Genomic DNA, 14,907 nt, shown 5'->3' with positions numbered 1-14,907 from the left:
TTGTTTATCTTGCTGGGTGCGAAAAACGGCACAGGAAAAGGGCGCCACAACGCCCCGTAATTTTAAATAGGTGAGATGCGCTGCGCGGAGAAAAGAGCGCTAAAACGTTTTTGATAAAAATATTATAACATACTTGTAGAACTGGGGCAACGGGAGAGGGGGACGGGCGCGGCAGCTAACTGAATATAAATAGGCCAGGATAGTAAATATAAATAGTTGTAACGCATCCTTTGTTGCGAACGCGCGAGCGGACGGTTTCCAAACCCCGGAAATGGTGCTGTGCGGATACGCGCCACCTGCTCTGCTACTATCCCTCCCCGCGATGGAAATAAAAAGCGCCCCGCAAGCGGGGCGCTTAGAACGAGAAAGAGAATGTAAGAAAACGGCTTATTTATACGAATACCCGGAGATGTTGCTGTCCTTAAGCACCACATCGTGGCTGCCGCCCTCGACGATGCTGGTGGCCGATACCAGGGTGATGCGGGCGTTGCGCTGCAACTCGGGGATGCTGAGCACACCGCAGTTGCACATGGTGGAGCGCACCTTGTTCAGCGACAGGGTGACGTTATCCTTCAGGCTGCCGGCATAGGGCACATAGGAATCTACGCCCTCTTCAAAGGAGAGCTTTTTATCCCCGCCCATATCGTAGCGCTGCCAGTTGCGGGCGCGGTTGGAGCCTTCGCCCCAATACTCCTTCATATACGTGCCATTGACCATCACGCGGTTGGTGGGGCTCTCGTCAAACCGGGAGAAGTAGCGGCCCAGCATGATAAAGTCCGCACCCATGGCCAGCGCCAGGGTCATGTGATAGTCGTAAACGATGCCGCCGTCCGAGCAGACGGGGACGTACACGCCGGTTTCCTCAAAATACTCGTCCCGGGCCTTGACCACCTCGATCAGCGCCGTGGCCTGGCCGCGGCCAATGCCCTTTTGCTCGCGGGTGATGCAGATGGAACCGCCGCCGATGCCCACTTTGACGAAATCCGCCCCGGCCTTGGCCAGGAAGAGGAAGCCCTCTTTATCCACCACGTTGCCCGCGCCTACCTTGACGGTATCGCCGTACTTTTGGCGGATAAAATCGATGGTGATCTTCTGCCACTCAGTAAACCCTTCGGAAGAATCGATGCACAGCACATCCGCACCGGCCTCGACCAGGGCGGGCACGCGCTCGGCAAAGTCACGGGTATTGATGCCTGCGCCCACCATGTAGCGCTTATGGCTGTCCAGCAGCTCGTTCTCATTTTCTTTATGGGAGGCATAGTCCTTGCGGAAGACCATGTACTTCAGGTGCCCCTGCTTATCCACCAACGGGAGAGAGTTGAGCTTGTGCTCCCAGATGATGTCGTTGGCGGTCTTGAGCGAGGTGGTTTCGTCCGCGCAGATCAGGTCCTCAAACTTGGTCATAAACTCGGAGACCTTTAAATCCAGCGGCATGCGGCTGACCCGGTAATCCCGAGAGGTGACGATGCCCAGCAGCTTGCCATTGGCGCTGCCGTCCTCGGTGACGGCGATGGTGGAGTGCCCGGTACGCTGGGTAAGGGCCAACACGTCCTCCAGGGTCTGGTCGGGCTTGATATTGGAATCGCTGGTCACAAAGCCGGCTTTATAGCTTTTGACCCGGGCGACCATGGCCGCCTCGTCCGCAATGGACTGGGAACCGTAGATAAAAGAAAGGCCGCCTTCCCGCGCCAGGGCGATAGCCATTTTATCGTCCGATACGGCCTGCATGATGGCAGATACCAGCGGGATGTTCAGGCGGATGGGGGATTGCTCACCTTTTTTAAATTTGACAAGCGGCGTTTGGAGATTGACGTTCGTGGGTACACAATCGGTGGAAGAATAGCCGGGAACCAGCAGATATTCGCCGAAAGTGTGGGAGGGTTCATCGAAATAATAAGCCATCTTTCTCTCTCCTTTTACAAAGCGTTGGGCGTTAAACCAGTACACAGCCTAAAAGATAGGCTGTGTACACACAATCAAAATCCTGTTAAAATGGGCTGCCGCAAAATACTACATGTAGCTTTTTGGGCAACTTATTAATTTGTTATATTATCAGGGAAAGGGGCGTCTGTCAACCGATTTGAAAGAAATTTTTGCATACTTTATCACCGTATGCAAAAAGAGATTCTATCTTGACGAAAGGAGAGCTTTCTGTTAGGATTATTGTAAACTTATAAATCAATTATAGTTTACAATAGGAGGCCGAGATGAAGAAATTATCCACCCGTACCCTGATCCTATGCGCTATTTTTGCGGCGCTGACCGCGGTATTCTCGCAGATCGCTATTCCGCTGCCCATGGTGCCCATCAACCTGGCCATGCTGGCCGTATTCATCGCCGGGGGCGTATTGGGGCCTTGGGTAGGGGCGCTTAGCCAGGTGGTCTACGTATTGCTGGGCGCGATAGGGCTACCGGTATTCTCTCAATTCACCGGAGGCTTGGGCATTATCGTAGGGCCTACGGGGGGCTACATCGCAGGCTATGTGGTGGCCGCTTTGATCACGGGGTTGACGGTGCAAAAGTGGTGCAGCCCGCTGCCACTGGCGCTGGGCATGGTGGCGGGGCTGGCCGCTTGCTATGCGCTGGGCACGGCCTGGTTCATGGTCGTTACCGGCAGCGCCTTGGGCGCGGCGCTGATGACCTGCGTGGTGCCCTTCCTGATCGGAGACGCGGTCAAGATCGCCGTGGCGGCTATGCTTTCGCCCCGGCTGCGGCGGGAGTTGGTGCTGCGCCATGGCTGAGCCCTGGCCGCTGCGCCCCCACCACGGGTTGTGCCTGCATTTTTTCGCGGGCAAGGGATATGACGCGGCCTTTACCCGCAATATGGTGCACGTCCATGCCAGTCTGAAGGGCGATCCATCCCAGCTTGTGCGGCTGCACTGCGGGGCGGATTTGCTGTGCGCTGCCTGCCCGGAGCGGGCGGGGACGGGTTGCAGCTCGCCTAAGCCCGGCCTGTATGACCGGCGCGTGCTCGCGGTCTGCGGGCTGCGGGAGGGAGAGGTCATCCCTTTTTTGGAGCTGTCAGAGGCGGTAAAGCGGCATATTCTGACGGCGGGTAAACTAGAGACGGTTTGCGCGGGCTGCCAGTGGCTGCCCATCTGCGCGGGGCAGAACGGCTGAGAACCTCAATTGCGGCTGCCAGGAGATGCCTCGTTAACGCTTTGGAATGGCAGGTAACGATGTAGGTGTGTATAAAAATATACTTTCCCGCCCAGGTTATCGTTTCCAATTCTGTCATTCCGAGCGCAAGCGAGGAATCTCCTTACGCCCTGTTGGCCTCGCCTGTACCACGTGGCGTAGGCCAAGCACCGCTTTCCCGTCCATGCACGAGATTCTTCGCTCGGCCTTACGGCCTCTCTCTGAATGACAATGAAACGAACGTTAAAGTATAGGTTTGTTCAGATATATCTCTCCCTCCGGCGCACCTAAAGGCGCGCCACCTCCCTCATCAGAGGGAGGCGAGTGTGGATTACATCGAAGTGCAAAGCATAAGCGAAACAGCTGGAAACTTGATTGGTTTATCAGCATCGGAGAGCTTGAACAACCTCCGTCCCCTCCACGGAGTGGCCGTTTGGGGGGATTAGGGATTGTTAAGGGGGTAAAGGGGGAAATCGGAATCCCCCTTCCCCCTTAACATATAAAATTCGTTCCCTAACTTTTCTCCCTGCCTCGCGTTAAGTTCTGGTTCTTCCCTGAACGAAACCCCATACTTTTTTACGCGCGAAGGCATTGCTTTAGCGTGGGAAACCGGTTTGAAATAGGCGCGCCAAAGCAATATAAAAAAGCCCCTTTGACAACTGCCAAAGGGGCTTTTATGTGCAAACCTATTCTGCCTGTTCGCCGGTCTGGCCGATGCCGGCGGCGATCCGCCGCAGGCTCTCCTCCTTGCCCAGCAGAACGCACAGCTCGTAGGCGCCGCAGGGCGTGGCCATCTTGCCGGAAAGGGCGATGCGCAGCGGCCAGAGCACCTGGCCGTTTTTGCGGCCGGTCCGCTCCACCAGCTCCTTGCAGGCCTGCTGCACGGTATCCTCGTTCCAAGGTTCTACCGCCATCAGCAGGGGCATCAACTCTTTGAGCACCGTATGGGCGCTCTCCACCGTGGTCTTCATCTTCTTATGGACGTATAGCGCGTTGTCGTAATCCGGCAGTTCGTTTAAAAAGTCCACCATGCCGGGGATATCCCTCAGCACTTCGGTGCGGCCCTGCAGCAGGGGATAGAGGTAATCAAAGTCAAACTTTTCCGGATCCAGCGCTTTTTGCAGCCAGGGCCGGGCCAGGGCCGCGTATTCCTCGGGCGGCAGGCGGCGCATGTACTCGGCATTGAACCAGGTCAGCTTGGCCATATCGAAGATGGCGGGAGATTTGCTTAAACCCGTCCAGTCAAAAGCCTGCTCCAGCTCCGCAAGCGAGAACATCTCCTGGTTGGTACCGGGGTTCCAGCCCAGCAGCGCGATGTAGTTGACGATGGCGTCCTTTAAAAAGCCCTCGGCAAGCAGATCCTCAAAGGAGGGGTCGCCATGGCGCTTGGAGAGCTTGCGCTTCTCATCCTTCATCACCGGGGGCAGGTGCACATAGGCCGGCTTTTCCCAGCCAAAGGCATCGTAGATCAGATTATACTTGGGGGTGGAGGAGAGGTACTCGTTGCCCCGCAATACGTGGGTGATGCCCATGAGGTGATCGTCCACCACGTTGGCAAAGTTATAGGTGGGCAGCCCGTCGCTCTTGAGCAGCACGATGTCGTCCAGCGTGGCATTCTCCACGGTGATCTCGCCATACACCGCATCGGTAAAACTGGTTTCCCCTTGGGTAGGGGCGTTAAAGCGGATCACGTAAGGCGCGCCGCTTTTCAGTTTTTTATCCACCTCTTCAGGGCTCAGGTGCAGACAGTGCTTATCGTACTTATAGGTTTCACCCTTGGCCTGGGCAGCCTTGTGGGCGGCCTCCAGCTCCTCGGCCGTGCAAAAGCAGTAGTAGGCCGCGCCTTTTTTCACCAGTTCCTCGGCATAGCCTTTATAGATCCCCCGGCGCTGGCTCTGGATGTAAGGGCCGTAATCCCCGCCCACATCCGGGCCTTCGTCGTAGTTCAACCCCACCTTTTTGAGGGTGGAGTAGATCAGCTCCACCGCGCCTTCTACCTCGCGCTCCTGGTCGGTATCTTCAATGCGCAGGATAAACTTGCCGCCGTTCTTTTTGGCGAACAAATAGGTATATAGCGCCGAGCGCAGATTGCCAATATGCATATAGCCCGTGGGGCTGGGTGCGAATCGCGTGCGTACCTGCATGTTTTTCTTTCCTTTCGATTCGATGGTTTTATCTTTCTCAACTAAAGCTGGCCCAGCTTGGCCGCAGCCATCATCAGCCCCAACGCCGTCTTGGAGTCGGGCAGCTGGCCGCGCATGACCATGCTGGCAGCTTCCCTTAGGGGCATGCGCTGCGGGGCGATCATCTCGCCCTCGTCCGGGTCGTCCTCCCCCTGGCTTAAATCCGTGGCCAGGTAGATATACAGCCGTTCATCGCTGTAACCGGGAGAGGTGTACATTTGGGTGAGCAGCTCAAAGTTCGCCGCGCGCAGCCCGGTTTCCTCGCGCAGCTCGCGCCTAGCGCAGGCTAGCGGGTCCCCCTCGCCCTCGTCCAGCTTGCCCGCGGGGATCTCCAACGTCACCTCATCCATGGGGGTGCGCCACTGACGAACCAGCGTAACGCACATATCCTCATCTACGGCCACCACGCAGGCGCCGCCGGGGTGGCGCACCACCTCGCGCTTGGCGATGCGGCCGCTTGCCTGGCGCACGCTGTAGCGCTCTAACCGCAGGATGCGCCCGGTAAAAAGCACCTCCAACGTTTCAGGCAGGCGCTGCTCGCGCAGCTGGCTTACGTCGTTTGTCATGGCGCGCCTCCTATTTTTTTACAGCCTTTTTATAGCTGTCCTTTAAGCCTACGGTGGCGTTGAACACCGGAGCCTCGGGGGTATAGAGCTTGCTGTCGGCGGTAAAATACCCCTGGCGCATGAACTGGAAGGTCTCGCCCGCGCTGGCCTGGGCCAAACGGGGCTCTACCTTGCAGCCGGTCAGCACCTGAATGGAATCCGGATTCATCCGCTGCTCGGGGGTCAGCTCGTTGCCGTTCTCATCCTGGGTCTGCTCGCCCAGCAGGTAATCATATAACCGCACAGTGGCTTCGCGGCAGGTGGCGGCATCCACCCAGTGCAGCGTGCCTTTGACCTTGCGGGCGCTGCCAGGCAGGCCGCTGCGGGATTCCGGGTCGTAAGTGCAGCGCAGCTCGATCACGTTGCCGGCCGCGTCGGTCACCGCTTCCTCGCATTTGATGATGTAAGCGTCCTTCAGGCGCACCTCGCGCCCCGGCGCCAGGCGGAAGAACTTCTTGGGCGGGTCCATCATGAAGTCCTCCTGCTCGATATACAGCTCCCGGGAGAAGGGGATCGCCCGCGTGCCCATCTCGGGGTGCGCAGGGTGATTTTCTACCTGCACCGTTTCTCTTTCTCCCTCGGGATAGTTGGTCAGCACGACTTTCAGCGGCCGCAGCACAGCCATGGCCCGGGGAGCGGTATCGTTCAAACTGTCGCGCACGCAGCTTTCCAGCATGGCGGCGTCCACCAGCGAGTTGGCCTTGGCCACGCCCACCCGGGCGCAGAACTCCCTTATCGCCTGGGGCGGATAGCCCCGGCGCCGCAGGCCGCTCAAGGTCGGCATGCGCGGGTCGTCCCAGCCCTCAACGGTGCCGGATTCCACCAGCGCGCGCAGGTAGCGCTTGCTCATCAGCGTGCGGGTCAGGTTCAGCCGGGCAAACTCGATCTGCCGCGGGGGATGGGGGAAGCCTACCTCCCGCACCACCCAATCGTACAGCGGGCGGTGATCCTCAAACTCCAGCGAGCACAGCGAGTGGGTGACCCCTTCGATGGCGTCCTCCAGCGGATGGGCAAAGTCGTACATCGGATAGATGCACCACTTGTCCCCTGTGCGGTGGTGATGGGCGCGCACGATGCGGTAGAGCACCGGGTCGCGCATATTGATGTTGGGGGAGGCCATATCGATCTTGGCGCGCAGCACCCGGGAGCCATCGGGGTATTGGCCCGCCCGCATGCCGCGGAACAGCTCCAGGTTCTCTTCTACGCTCCGGTCCCGGTAGGGGCTGGGGCGGCCGGGCGCCGTTAAGGTGCCGCGGTACTCGCGCATCTGCTCTGGGGTCAAGTCGCAGACATAGGCCTTTCCTTCGGTTATCAGTTTTTCGGCAGCCTCATACATGCGCTCAAAATAGTCCGAGGCATAGCGCAGCTCGTCCCATTCAAAGCCCAGCCAGCGGATATCCTCCATGATGGAATCCACATACTCGGTATCCTCTTTGGAAGGGTTGGTATCGTCAAAGCGCAAAAAGGTGCGGCCGCCAAACTTATCCTTCATCCCAAAGTTGATGCAGACCGCCTTGGCATGGCCGATATGCAGATAGCCGTTGGGCTCGGGCGGAAAGCGGGTGAGGATGTGCTCATGCTTGCCCGTCTCCAAGTCCTGGGCGATGATTTCCTCAATAAAATTCAAACTCTCTTTTGGGGTGCCGTTTTCTTCACACATAAGGGCTCCTCTTTCCTATAATATCTTGATGAGCATGGTCATCGCTTCGTTAAACTCCACCTCGACCACGCCCTCTTTTTCCAGGCGCTTGATCACATCGCTGAACCGGCGAAAGCCGATCTGCTTTTCGTCAAAATCGGGATACGCGCTTTGTATGGCCGCCTTGACGATGGAGGGGTTCACCCGCTCAAAGCCCTCGTCTTTATACCGGCGGAAGATCTCGGAAAAGACCTGCACAAAATTCTCTTTGTTGATGGTCTCCACCTGTCCGGCCTCGTCGGCCTCGCTGGTCGCGGCGCGCACCAGCAGCGAATACTCGTCAGACACCGTTTTGATATGGCCAAAGCGCTTTTCCAGGTGGTGCAGCAGCTTGCCAAAGGAGGTCTGCCCGTAGTTTTTCTCGCTAAAATCCGGCCGCAGGCGCAGCAGCGTATCCTTTAGCGTGCTGGCATACAGCAGCCCGTTCTCATCGGCCTGCTCGCTTAAGATGCGGTCGATGATCCGCTGCAGCTCGTCGATGCCGCCCAGATGCTCGATGGCCTGCTCGGCCTTGGCCTTAGGGGTAGAGCGCGCGCGTTTGCCCTCCGGCTCGGCGCTGACCGCCGCCTCCAGAAAAACAAACTCGTTGCAAGCGTTGATGAAGATCTGCGAGGCCACCTCCGAACGGGAGATGCCCATGACGAACTTGCCCATGGATTTGAGCTTACCTACCAGGGGGGTAAAATCGCTGTCCCCGCTGACGATGCAAAAGCTGTCGATCAGGGGGTTGGAAAAGGCCACCTCCAGGGCGTCGATCACCAGCTGGATATCCAGGCTGTTCTTCTGGCTGACGCCGTGCTTTAAAGAGGGCACGGCCTGGAAGGTGTTGCTCAGCAATACCTCCTTGAGGTTTTCGTACCGCTCGGAGTAGCCGTAGCACTTGCCAAGCAATATATCTCCCCGGATCTTGACCTTTTCGATGATGCTGTTTAACATGGCGACTTTGCCGCCCGCATTTTCCATGTCGATAAAGACGGCGAAGTTGCGTTTATCTTGTTTACTCATATTTCCTTCTTTTCTTTAGCGTACCCGCGGTATCCGCGGGCCTACTTACATTATATCCAGATTATAGCGGGATTCACCCATAAATTCAACCAAAACGGCGTATTCATGCGGATAGCCTGCCTGATTTCCTGCTTTACAGCGCCTGCGCGGCGGGGGTAAAATGAGGGAGGAAGACGGAAACGGAGGCGTATAGGCAAATGAGTGACGTAAATTTTGAACGGGTATGCTCGCCCGAGCAGACCGCGCTGCTGGGAGACCTGGCCAAACGCATCTGGAACGAGCATTTTGTGCCCATCATCGGCCAGGCACAGGTAGATTATATGGTGGAAAAATTTCAATCGCCCCCGGCAATGCGCCGGCAGATGGCGCAGGAGGGCTACCAGTATTACTTTATCCGCGAGGGGGAGCAGGTTCGGGGCTACACCGCTCTGCGCATGGATGATGACCGGCTCTTTATCTCCAAACTCTACGTGGAAAAGCCTTACCGCGGCCGCGGGCTTTCCCGCAAGGCCTTGAATTTTGCCGAAGGGCTTTGCCGGGAAAAGGGCTTTCGTAAACTTTGGCTTACGGTCAACCGCCATAATGAGCGCACCATCGCCATCTACGAAAGGATGGGTTTTTATAAGGCCCGCGAACAGGCGGCCGACATTGGGGGCGGCTTTGTAATGGACGATTACATCATGGAAAAGGACCTGGATTGAGCCGCAGTCTAAATGCAATGGTGATCTGTGCGGGGGTGCGGAGCCTATATGATTTAAAAAGATTTGCGCCTTCAATCAAGTGAGCGCAATTCAAAAAACAGGGGGGGCCAAAAAAGATGAATACCAAACCTATCGACGCGCTGTTAAAACAATTTACCACCATGGAGCGCGGGCCAGTGGGATGCGCGCTTTCCGTGACCAAGGCGGGCAAGACCATATACACGGGCTACAGCGGCTATGCCGATGCGCAGGCGCAGCGGCCCATCGGGGAGGAAACGCTGTACCGGATGTACTCCTGCTCCAAAGTGGTAACGGCGGTGGCAATGATGATCCTGCTGGAGCGGGGATTATACCAGCTGGACGACCCGATCGCCCAATATCTGCCGGAATTTGCGGACGCCAGGTATGCCATCTGCACGGGAAACAATATGGAGACCCTGCTGCCGGTGCGCGCGCTGACCATCAAGCATTTTCTCACGATGACCTCCGGGCTGACCTATGGCGGCGAGCTTAGCGCCACGCATGCCCGCATTGGCCGCGCGCTTTCCGGGATCGATGAAAAGGGCGGGTGCACCACACGCGAGTTCAGCCGCATCGTCGCAAAGCTGCCCCTAAAGTTTGAGCCGGGCACCAGCTGGAATTACGGCATCAATCTGGACGTGCTGGGCGCGTTTATCGAAGAGGTGAGCGGCAGCAGCTTTTACCAATTTTTGCGGGAGGAGATTTTTTCGCCGCTGGGCATGGAGGACACCGGGTTTTTCCTGGACGGGCAGGGACAAAAGCGCTTGGCCACCATGTACTATTATGACGAGGACGGCTGCCTAAAGATAAACGACAGCGAGGATTTTAAGTACGAAGCGGCCTATCGCTTTGAGTGTGGCGGCGGCGGGCTGGTCTCATCCCTCCATGATATGACCCGATTTACCAAGATGCTGGCCCTGGGCGGCAGGCTGGATGGCCAGCGCATTTTGGGGAGAAAGACCATCGAGCTGATGCGCCAGAACCACCTGGAGCCCCAGGCGCTTGAGGCCTTCCGCCAGACGCACCAATACGGCTGGCCCTTTATGGCGGGCTACGGTTATGGGCTGGGTGTAAAGACCCTGATGGATCTGGCCGGGTCCAACTGTGCAGGTTCGCTGGGCGAGTTCAGCTGGGCGGGCGCGGCCGGTACGCTTTTGCTGGTGGATCCATCCGAGCAGCTTTCCATCGTCTACATGCACCAGCTGATGCCCAATAACAGGGAGGGGTACTGCCATCCCCGGCTGCGAAACGTTATTTATGGCGCTTTGGATTAAAATAGCTTAAAAAAGGGCTGCGGCATAGGTATTGATGCCGCAGCCCTTTTAGCGTTGTCCATTGATGCGTCCAGCCCTGCGAAAAACGACGGGAGAGACGGCCTACCCTTTGGAGGGGATGACCATCACCGTGGCCGTAGGCAGCTCCTGCTGCAGATGGGTGATGATGCCCAAGTCCCGCTTGGCGTTTTTGGGCGCTTCGCCCACCACGATGGTGGAGACCTCGTTCTTTTTCGCGTATTCTATCAGGGTCTCGATCACCTTTTCGCTGCGCAGCACCGTCATATCCGCCCCCACCTGCTTGCTGATCTGGAAGAGGAACTCCAGCGCGTCGCCCTGCATCATATTGCCTAGAATATTATCATCCCGGTGCAAAACGTGTACCACCAGAAGTTCTGCATCCCCGGCCTCTTTGGCCAGCCGCGCGCCGGTTTTGATCAACCGCTCGCAGGTTTTTTGCTTGGTCACGCACACCAAAACCCGATTTGACATTTTGACACTCCTTGCCTTAGGTATAAAACAGATCGGCTGTGCCCCTCAAAGGCCGGGCACAGGCGCGCAATTACTGATAGGCGATCACGTGGTCTCCCGAGATCTCCAGCTGCAGTACGTCTCCATCCGCCCAAGCGGGGATATCCTTTTGCGCGTCAAAATAATAAGTCCACATACCAGAGTCCCGCTGCACGGTGAGCTTATGCATCAGCAGCCGCTCGTATAGCACCACGCCCTCGTTGGAGACGAAGCGGGCCTCCACGGTAGAGTGCAGCCCCTTGATCATATCCCGGATAAAACGGCGGTACACCTTGAGCGGGCCTACTTTGGCCCCATCTAAGAACACGGCGATGAACGCGCCGATCAACCCCAGCACGATGGACCACAGTTCGCTTTGCAGAATGATCGCCACGACCATGCCGATAAAAAAGGGCAGACAGCATAAAACGGTGATCAGCCGCATGCGCTTGATCTGCTGTCCTACGGTATCCAAGTCCCCCTGGCTATACATGGATTGCTCCCCCTTATTGCTTTATGGGCTTTTTACACCCAATATGCCATTGTTTCATTGCGCTTAACTGTTGCTATTATACCATGCGCCCGCGAGGTTTTCGGCTAATTCATAAAAAATTAACAAACGCAGCCTGCAAATCCTGCCATCCAGCGGCGGCTGCGGGCATAAAAAGGCCCGCTTAAGCCTTGCGCTGTAAGCGGGCGGCCATACCGGTATGCTGCTTTTAAGCTACTTGCGGTGTTCGGCGGGGATAATCTCGATCCAGTATCCATCCGCATCCTCGATAAAGTAGATGCCCATGCCGGGGTTCTCATAACAGATGCAGCCCATCTCTTTATGTTTTTTATGGGCGGCACTGTAATCGTCCACAACCATGGCCAGGTGGCTCTCGTTGTCCCCCAGCTCGTACCCATCGGTCTTGTCCCGCAGCCATGTCAGCTCCAGCCGGAAGGGGGTGCCCGCCTTATCGGCCAGGTAGACGATGATAAAGCTGCCGTCCAGCGCGGTTTTGCGGCGCGCCTCTTTCAGGCCCAGCGCCTCATCGTAAAAACTCAGCGCCGCGTCCAAGTCTTTAACGTTAATATTAAAGTGATCAAATACAAATTCCATACTTCAAGCCTCCTATTTTCAATAAACCTTCGCTTACAAATTGACCTGTAATTCATCGCCCCGCGCGCCGATGCGGAAGATCCGGGTATGCGCGGCGGGCGCTGCGGCAACAAAACGCTGCACGGCATCCACCTGCTCGCCAAAGTGCATGGGCACCAGCACCTTGGGCTGCATGACCCGCATAAAGTGGCGGGCGCCGGCCTCAAAGCCGCGGCCCTGCCGGGGGTCTACCGGGAAAAAGGCGATATCCAGCGCGCTGATGCTGGATTTGATCTTTTCCATCTCCTGCAAAAAGGCGCGCTTGGCTGCGTTGACCTCGGCCACGGTGGATTCCTCCTGCCAGTGCCACAGGTTAAAATCCCCCGCGTGGAAGATGCGCACGCCCTCTACCTCCACAAAGAAGCTGACCCCTTCGTCCGTACTGCCGAAGGTGGAGACCATGGCGCCCGCCACCTGCTGGGCCTGATAGGGCTCCAGCCGCAGGGCCTTTTCACGCACCGGCACATCGCTGGAGAGGATGTAGTGCACCCGGTCTCCCAAAAACCTGCGCCATTTAAAGATCACCGAATTATAATGGTCCGCATGGCGATGGCTGACAAAGACCAGCACCTGCTTGTCCGCGGGGAAGTCCCGCGCGGTCAGCACGCCGCCGGCCATGCCGCGCCGGCCGGTATCCACGTGATCCATGTAATAGTCAAAGACCAGAAAATGCTCGCTGAGCTCCACGGCAAAGCCGCTATTATATAAATAAGTAATTTTAACGGTTTGCACCGGTATCCCTCCAAAACTGGGCCTGGCCCATCATCTGCGCCAAAAGGCAACACAAAAAGGCAGATGACAAAATCTGCACCTTCCTTATATTCTATATGAAAATGCTGTCGAAAGCAAAGGTTATTCTTACAGTTGGGCCGCGGATCGGGGCAAAACCGGCATAAAATGCGCTGAGGGGTGTAAATTTTTTGTGAAGGCCGCGCAAAGAAAATGATTTATTCATTCCCCGGGTCCCCAAAGGCTGTTTTATGCTATGATGATAAAAAAGCGTAGGGGGGAGGAACATGGAAAAGCTGACCAAGGTCCAAGCGCGGCGCTTTTTATTATGCCACCAGGGCCTTTTGGGGCCATATATTTTTAAGGGGAGCGAGGGAATCTTGCGCTATGCGCGCCAGGCGGGCTGCATCCAGTACGACCCGCTGGATGTGTGCGGCAAAAACGCCGAGCTGGTCTTGCAGGCGCGGGTCAAAGGCTTTGAAAAGCCGCAGCTGGACGCGGCGCTGTACAAAGACCGGCAGTTGATGGACGAGTACGATAAGAACATGTCCATTATTCCGCTGGAGGATTGGCCACGCTTTGCCCGTCTGCGCGCGGAACGGGGCGCGCGGATGCACAGCGCCCAGGCGGTGGAGGCGGTGGAAAAACGGGTGCTGGCCCATTTGGAAAAGGCGGCGTATGCCTGCTCCAAAGACCTGCCCTTTACGGAGAAGGTGGACTGGTCCTGGCAGGCGACTGCGCTCTCCCGGGCTGCGCTGGAGACCCTGTACACGCGGGGAAAGCTGGTGATCCACCACAAAAAGAACGCCGTAAAGTACTACGCGCTGGCCGAAAAAATGCTGCCCGAGGAAATCTTAGGCCAGGCCGATCCCTTCCCGGATGATTTTGCCTTTGAATGCTGGCGGGTGGAGCGGCGCATTGGCGCGGTGGGGCTGCTGTGGGCCCGGCCGAGCGACGCGTTTTTGGGCATCCATGGCCTGCGGGGGGAGCGGCGGCGCCTGATCTTTGATGCGCTGACGGCGCAGGGGCGTATCTGTCCGGTTCAGGTGGAGGGCATCGAGGAGCCCCTTTACCTGCCTGCTGCACAGCTGCCCGCGCTGCACGCAGCCCGGGAGGAGGGGCGTTTGCGTCCCCGCACAGAACTGCTGGCGCCGCTGGACAACCTGCTGTGGGACAGGGAACTGATACGCCGGATTTTTGACTTTGATTACAAGTGGGAGGTGTACACCCCGGTGCGGGAGCGGCGCTATGGCTATTACGTGCTGCCCCTGCTGCACGGCGAGCGGCTGATCGGCCGGGCGGAATTGCGGCGGGACGCGAAAAACGGGATACTGCATGTGCTGGGGCTGTGGTATGAAAAGGACCTGCCCGCCGCGCGCATCCCGCACCGGGCGGTAGAAGCCTGCCTGGAGCGCCTGGCCCGCTTTAACGGCTGCGGGGCGGTGGCCTTGGCGCAGGATGGAGGATTTGCTGAGAAGCAAATATGAAATCCGCCCCGCCGGGCAGGAAAAGCCCGCCGCCGTGCAGAATATCAACAAAACCTATGTATACAATACCCGTGGGCTTTTGTAAGCCGCGGGCAAGCCAAAAGGCAGAAAGGGAGTTCAATTATTATGCGAGCGATCATCACCGTTATCGGCAACGATACTGTAGGCATCATCTCCGCCGTCAGCGCGGAGCTGGCCGCCTGCGGGGCCAACATTCTGGATATCAGCCAGACCACCTTGCAGGAGTACTTTGCCATGATGATGCTGGTGGACCTGTCCGGCGCCAGCGAGCCCTTTGCCAAGATCGAGCAGCGGCTGCAGGCCTGCGGCGCGGATAAAAACGTGGTGGTGCACATGCAGCACGAGGACATCTTCAACGCCATGCACCGCATATAGGGAGGCTTTAAGGAC

Annotated in this window: 15 protein-coding genes; 6 read left to right on the top strand and 9 right to left on the bottom strand. The window is 57.4% G+C overall.

Going from position 1 to position 14,907, the window contains the following annotated elements; translation table 11 throughout:
• Window positions 1–387: 387 nt before the first annotated feature.
• Window positions 388–1,902, bottom strand: coding sequence for an IMP dehydrogenase (locus H8699_RS02845; RefSeq protein ID WP_249284397.1), 1,515 nt, complete (start codon window positions 1,900–1,902; stop codon window positions 388–390).
• Window positions 1,903–2,207: 305 nt separating this feature from the next.
• Between H8699_RS02845 and H8699_RS02840 the strand changes: the two genes are divergently transcribed.
• Together H8699_RS02840 and H8699_RS02835 are read left to right on the top strand one after the other, a co-directional pair.
• Window positions 2,208–2,741 carry a biotin transporter BioY gene (locus H8699_RS02840; RefSeq protein WP_249284396.1) on the top strand — a complete coding sequence of 178 codons (534 nt, stop codon included), beginning with the start codon at window positions 2,208–2,210 and terminating at the stop codon, window positions 2,739–2,741.
• Window positions 2,734–3,120, top strand: a complete 387-nt coding sequence (locus tag H8699_RS02835) for a DUF1284 domain-containing protein (RefSeq protein WP_249284395.1) — start codon at window positions 2,734–2,736, stop codon at window positions 3,118–3,120. The genes H8699_RS02840 and H8699_RS02835 overlap by 8 nt, the downstream gene beginning before the upstream one ends.
• A gap of 704 nt (window positions 3,121–3,824) precedes the next feature.
• On the opposite strand, the gene gltX is transcribed toward H8699_RS02835, so the two are convergent.
• From gltX to H8699_RS02815, 4 genes are read right to left on the bottom strand one after another with little or no spacing between them, the layout of a single operon-like run.
• Window positions 3,825–5,282: a glutamate--tRNA ligase gene (gene gltX, locus H8699_RS02830; RefSeq protein ID WP_249284394.1), complete on the bottom strand. Its 1,458-nt coding sequence runs from the start codon at window positions 5,280–5,282 to the stop codon at window positions 3,825–3,827.
• 41 nt (window positions 5,283–5,323) lie between these two features.
• Window positions 5,324–5,887 carry an NUDIX hydrolase gene (locus H8699_RS02825; RefSeq protein WP_249284393.1) on the bottom strand — a complete coding sequence of 188 codons (564 nt, stop codon included), beginning with the start codon at window positions 5,885–5,887 and terminating at the stop codon, window positions 5,324–5,326.
• A gap of 10 nt (window positions 5,888–5,897) precedes the next feature.
• Complete coding sequence (locus H8699_RS02820) at window positions 5,898–7,586, bottom strand: glutamine--tRNA ligase/YqeY domain fusion protein (RefSeq protein WP_249284392.1); 1,689 nt, start codon at window positions 7,584–7,586, stop codon at window positions 5,898–5,900.
• Window positions 7,587–7,601: 15 nt separating this feature from the next.
• Window positions 7,602–8,630, bottom strand: coding sequence for an NYN domain-containing protein (locus tag H8699_RS02815; RefSeq protein WP_249284391.1), 1,029 nt, complete (start codon window positions 8,628–8,630; stop codon window positions 7,602–7,604).
• 197 nt (window positions 8,631–8,827) lie between these two features.
• Here H8699_RS02815 and H8699_RS02810 point away from each other — a divergent pair, with 197 nt between their 5' ends.
• Both H8699_RS02810 and H8699_RS02805 read left to right on the top strand, forming a co-directional pair.
• Window positions 8,828–9,331 carry a GNAT family N-acetyltransferase gene (locus H8699_RS02810; RefSeq protein ID WP_249284390.1) on the top strand — a complete coding sequence of 168 codons (504 nt, stop codon included), beginning with the start codon at window positions 8,828–8,830 and terminating at the stop codon, window positions 9,329–9,331.
• A 116-nt stretch (window positions 9,332–9,447) separates the two neighbouring features.
• A complete protein-coding gene (locus H8699_RS02805) occupies window positions 9,448–10,626 on the top strand; it encodes a serine hydrolase domain-containing protein (protein WP_249284389.1) in 1,179 nt (392 codons plus the stop codon).
• A gap of 102 nt (window positions 10,627–10,728) precedes the next feature.
• Here the strand turns inward: H8699_RS02805 and H8699_RS02800 are convergent, their stop codons facing one another.
• The 4 genes from H8699_RS02800 to H8699_RS02785 form a co-directional block, all read right to left on the bottom strand.
• Window positions 10,729–11,118 (bottom strand): universal stress protein, encoded by a 390-nt coding sequence (locus H8699_RS02800; protein ID WP_249284388.1) that lies wholly within the window; start codon window positions 11,116–11,118, stop codon window positions 10,729–10,731.
• 70 nt (window positions 11,119–11,188) lie between these two features.
• Window positions 11,189–11,629 (bottom strand): hypothetical protein, encoded by a 441-nt coding sequence (locus tag H8699_RS02795; RefSeq protein WP_249284387.1) that lies wholly within the window; start codon window positions 11,627–11,629, stop codon window positions 11,189–11,191.
• Window positions 11,630–11,860: 231 nt separating this feature from the next.
• Window positions 11,861–12,241: a VOC family protein gene (locus H8699_RS02790; protein ID WP_138294951.1), complete on the bottom strand. Its 381-nt coding sequence runs from the start codon at window positions 12,239–12,241 to the stop codon at window positions 11,861–11,863.
• A gap of 33 nt (window positions 12,242–12,274) precedes the next feature.
• Window positions 12,275–13,012, bottom strand: coding sequence for an MBL fold metallo-hydrolase (locus H8699_RS02785; protein ID WP_249284386.1), 738 nt, complete (start codon window positions 13,010–13,012; stop codon window positions 12,275–12,277).
• A gap of 284 nt (window positions 13,013–13,296) precedes the next feature.
• Here H8699_RS02785 and H8699_RS02780 point away from each other — a divergent pair, with 284 nt between their 5' ends.
• Window positions 13,297–14,496, top strand: coding sequence for a winged helix-turn-helix domain-containing protein (locus tag H8699_RS02780; RefSeq protein ID WP_249284385.1), 1,200 nt, complete (start codon window positions 13,297–13,299; stop codon window positions 14,494–14,496).
• A gap of 126 nt (window positions 14,497–14,622) precedes the next feature.
• A complete protein-coding gene (locus tag H8699_RS02775; RefSeq protein WP_138294948.1) occupies window positions 14,623–14,892 on the top strand; it encodes an ACT domain-containing protein in 270 nt (89 codons plus the stop codon).
• Window positions 14,893–14,907: the final 15 nt, after the last annotated feature.

The organism is Luoshenia tenuis (assembly GCF_014384745.1).
Taxonomy (GTDB): Bacteria; Bacillota; Clostridia; order Christensenellales.
The sequence above is the reverse complement of the archived record's forward strand: the minus strand, read 5'-3'. Positions and strand labels throughout refer to the sequence as shown.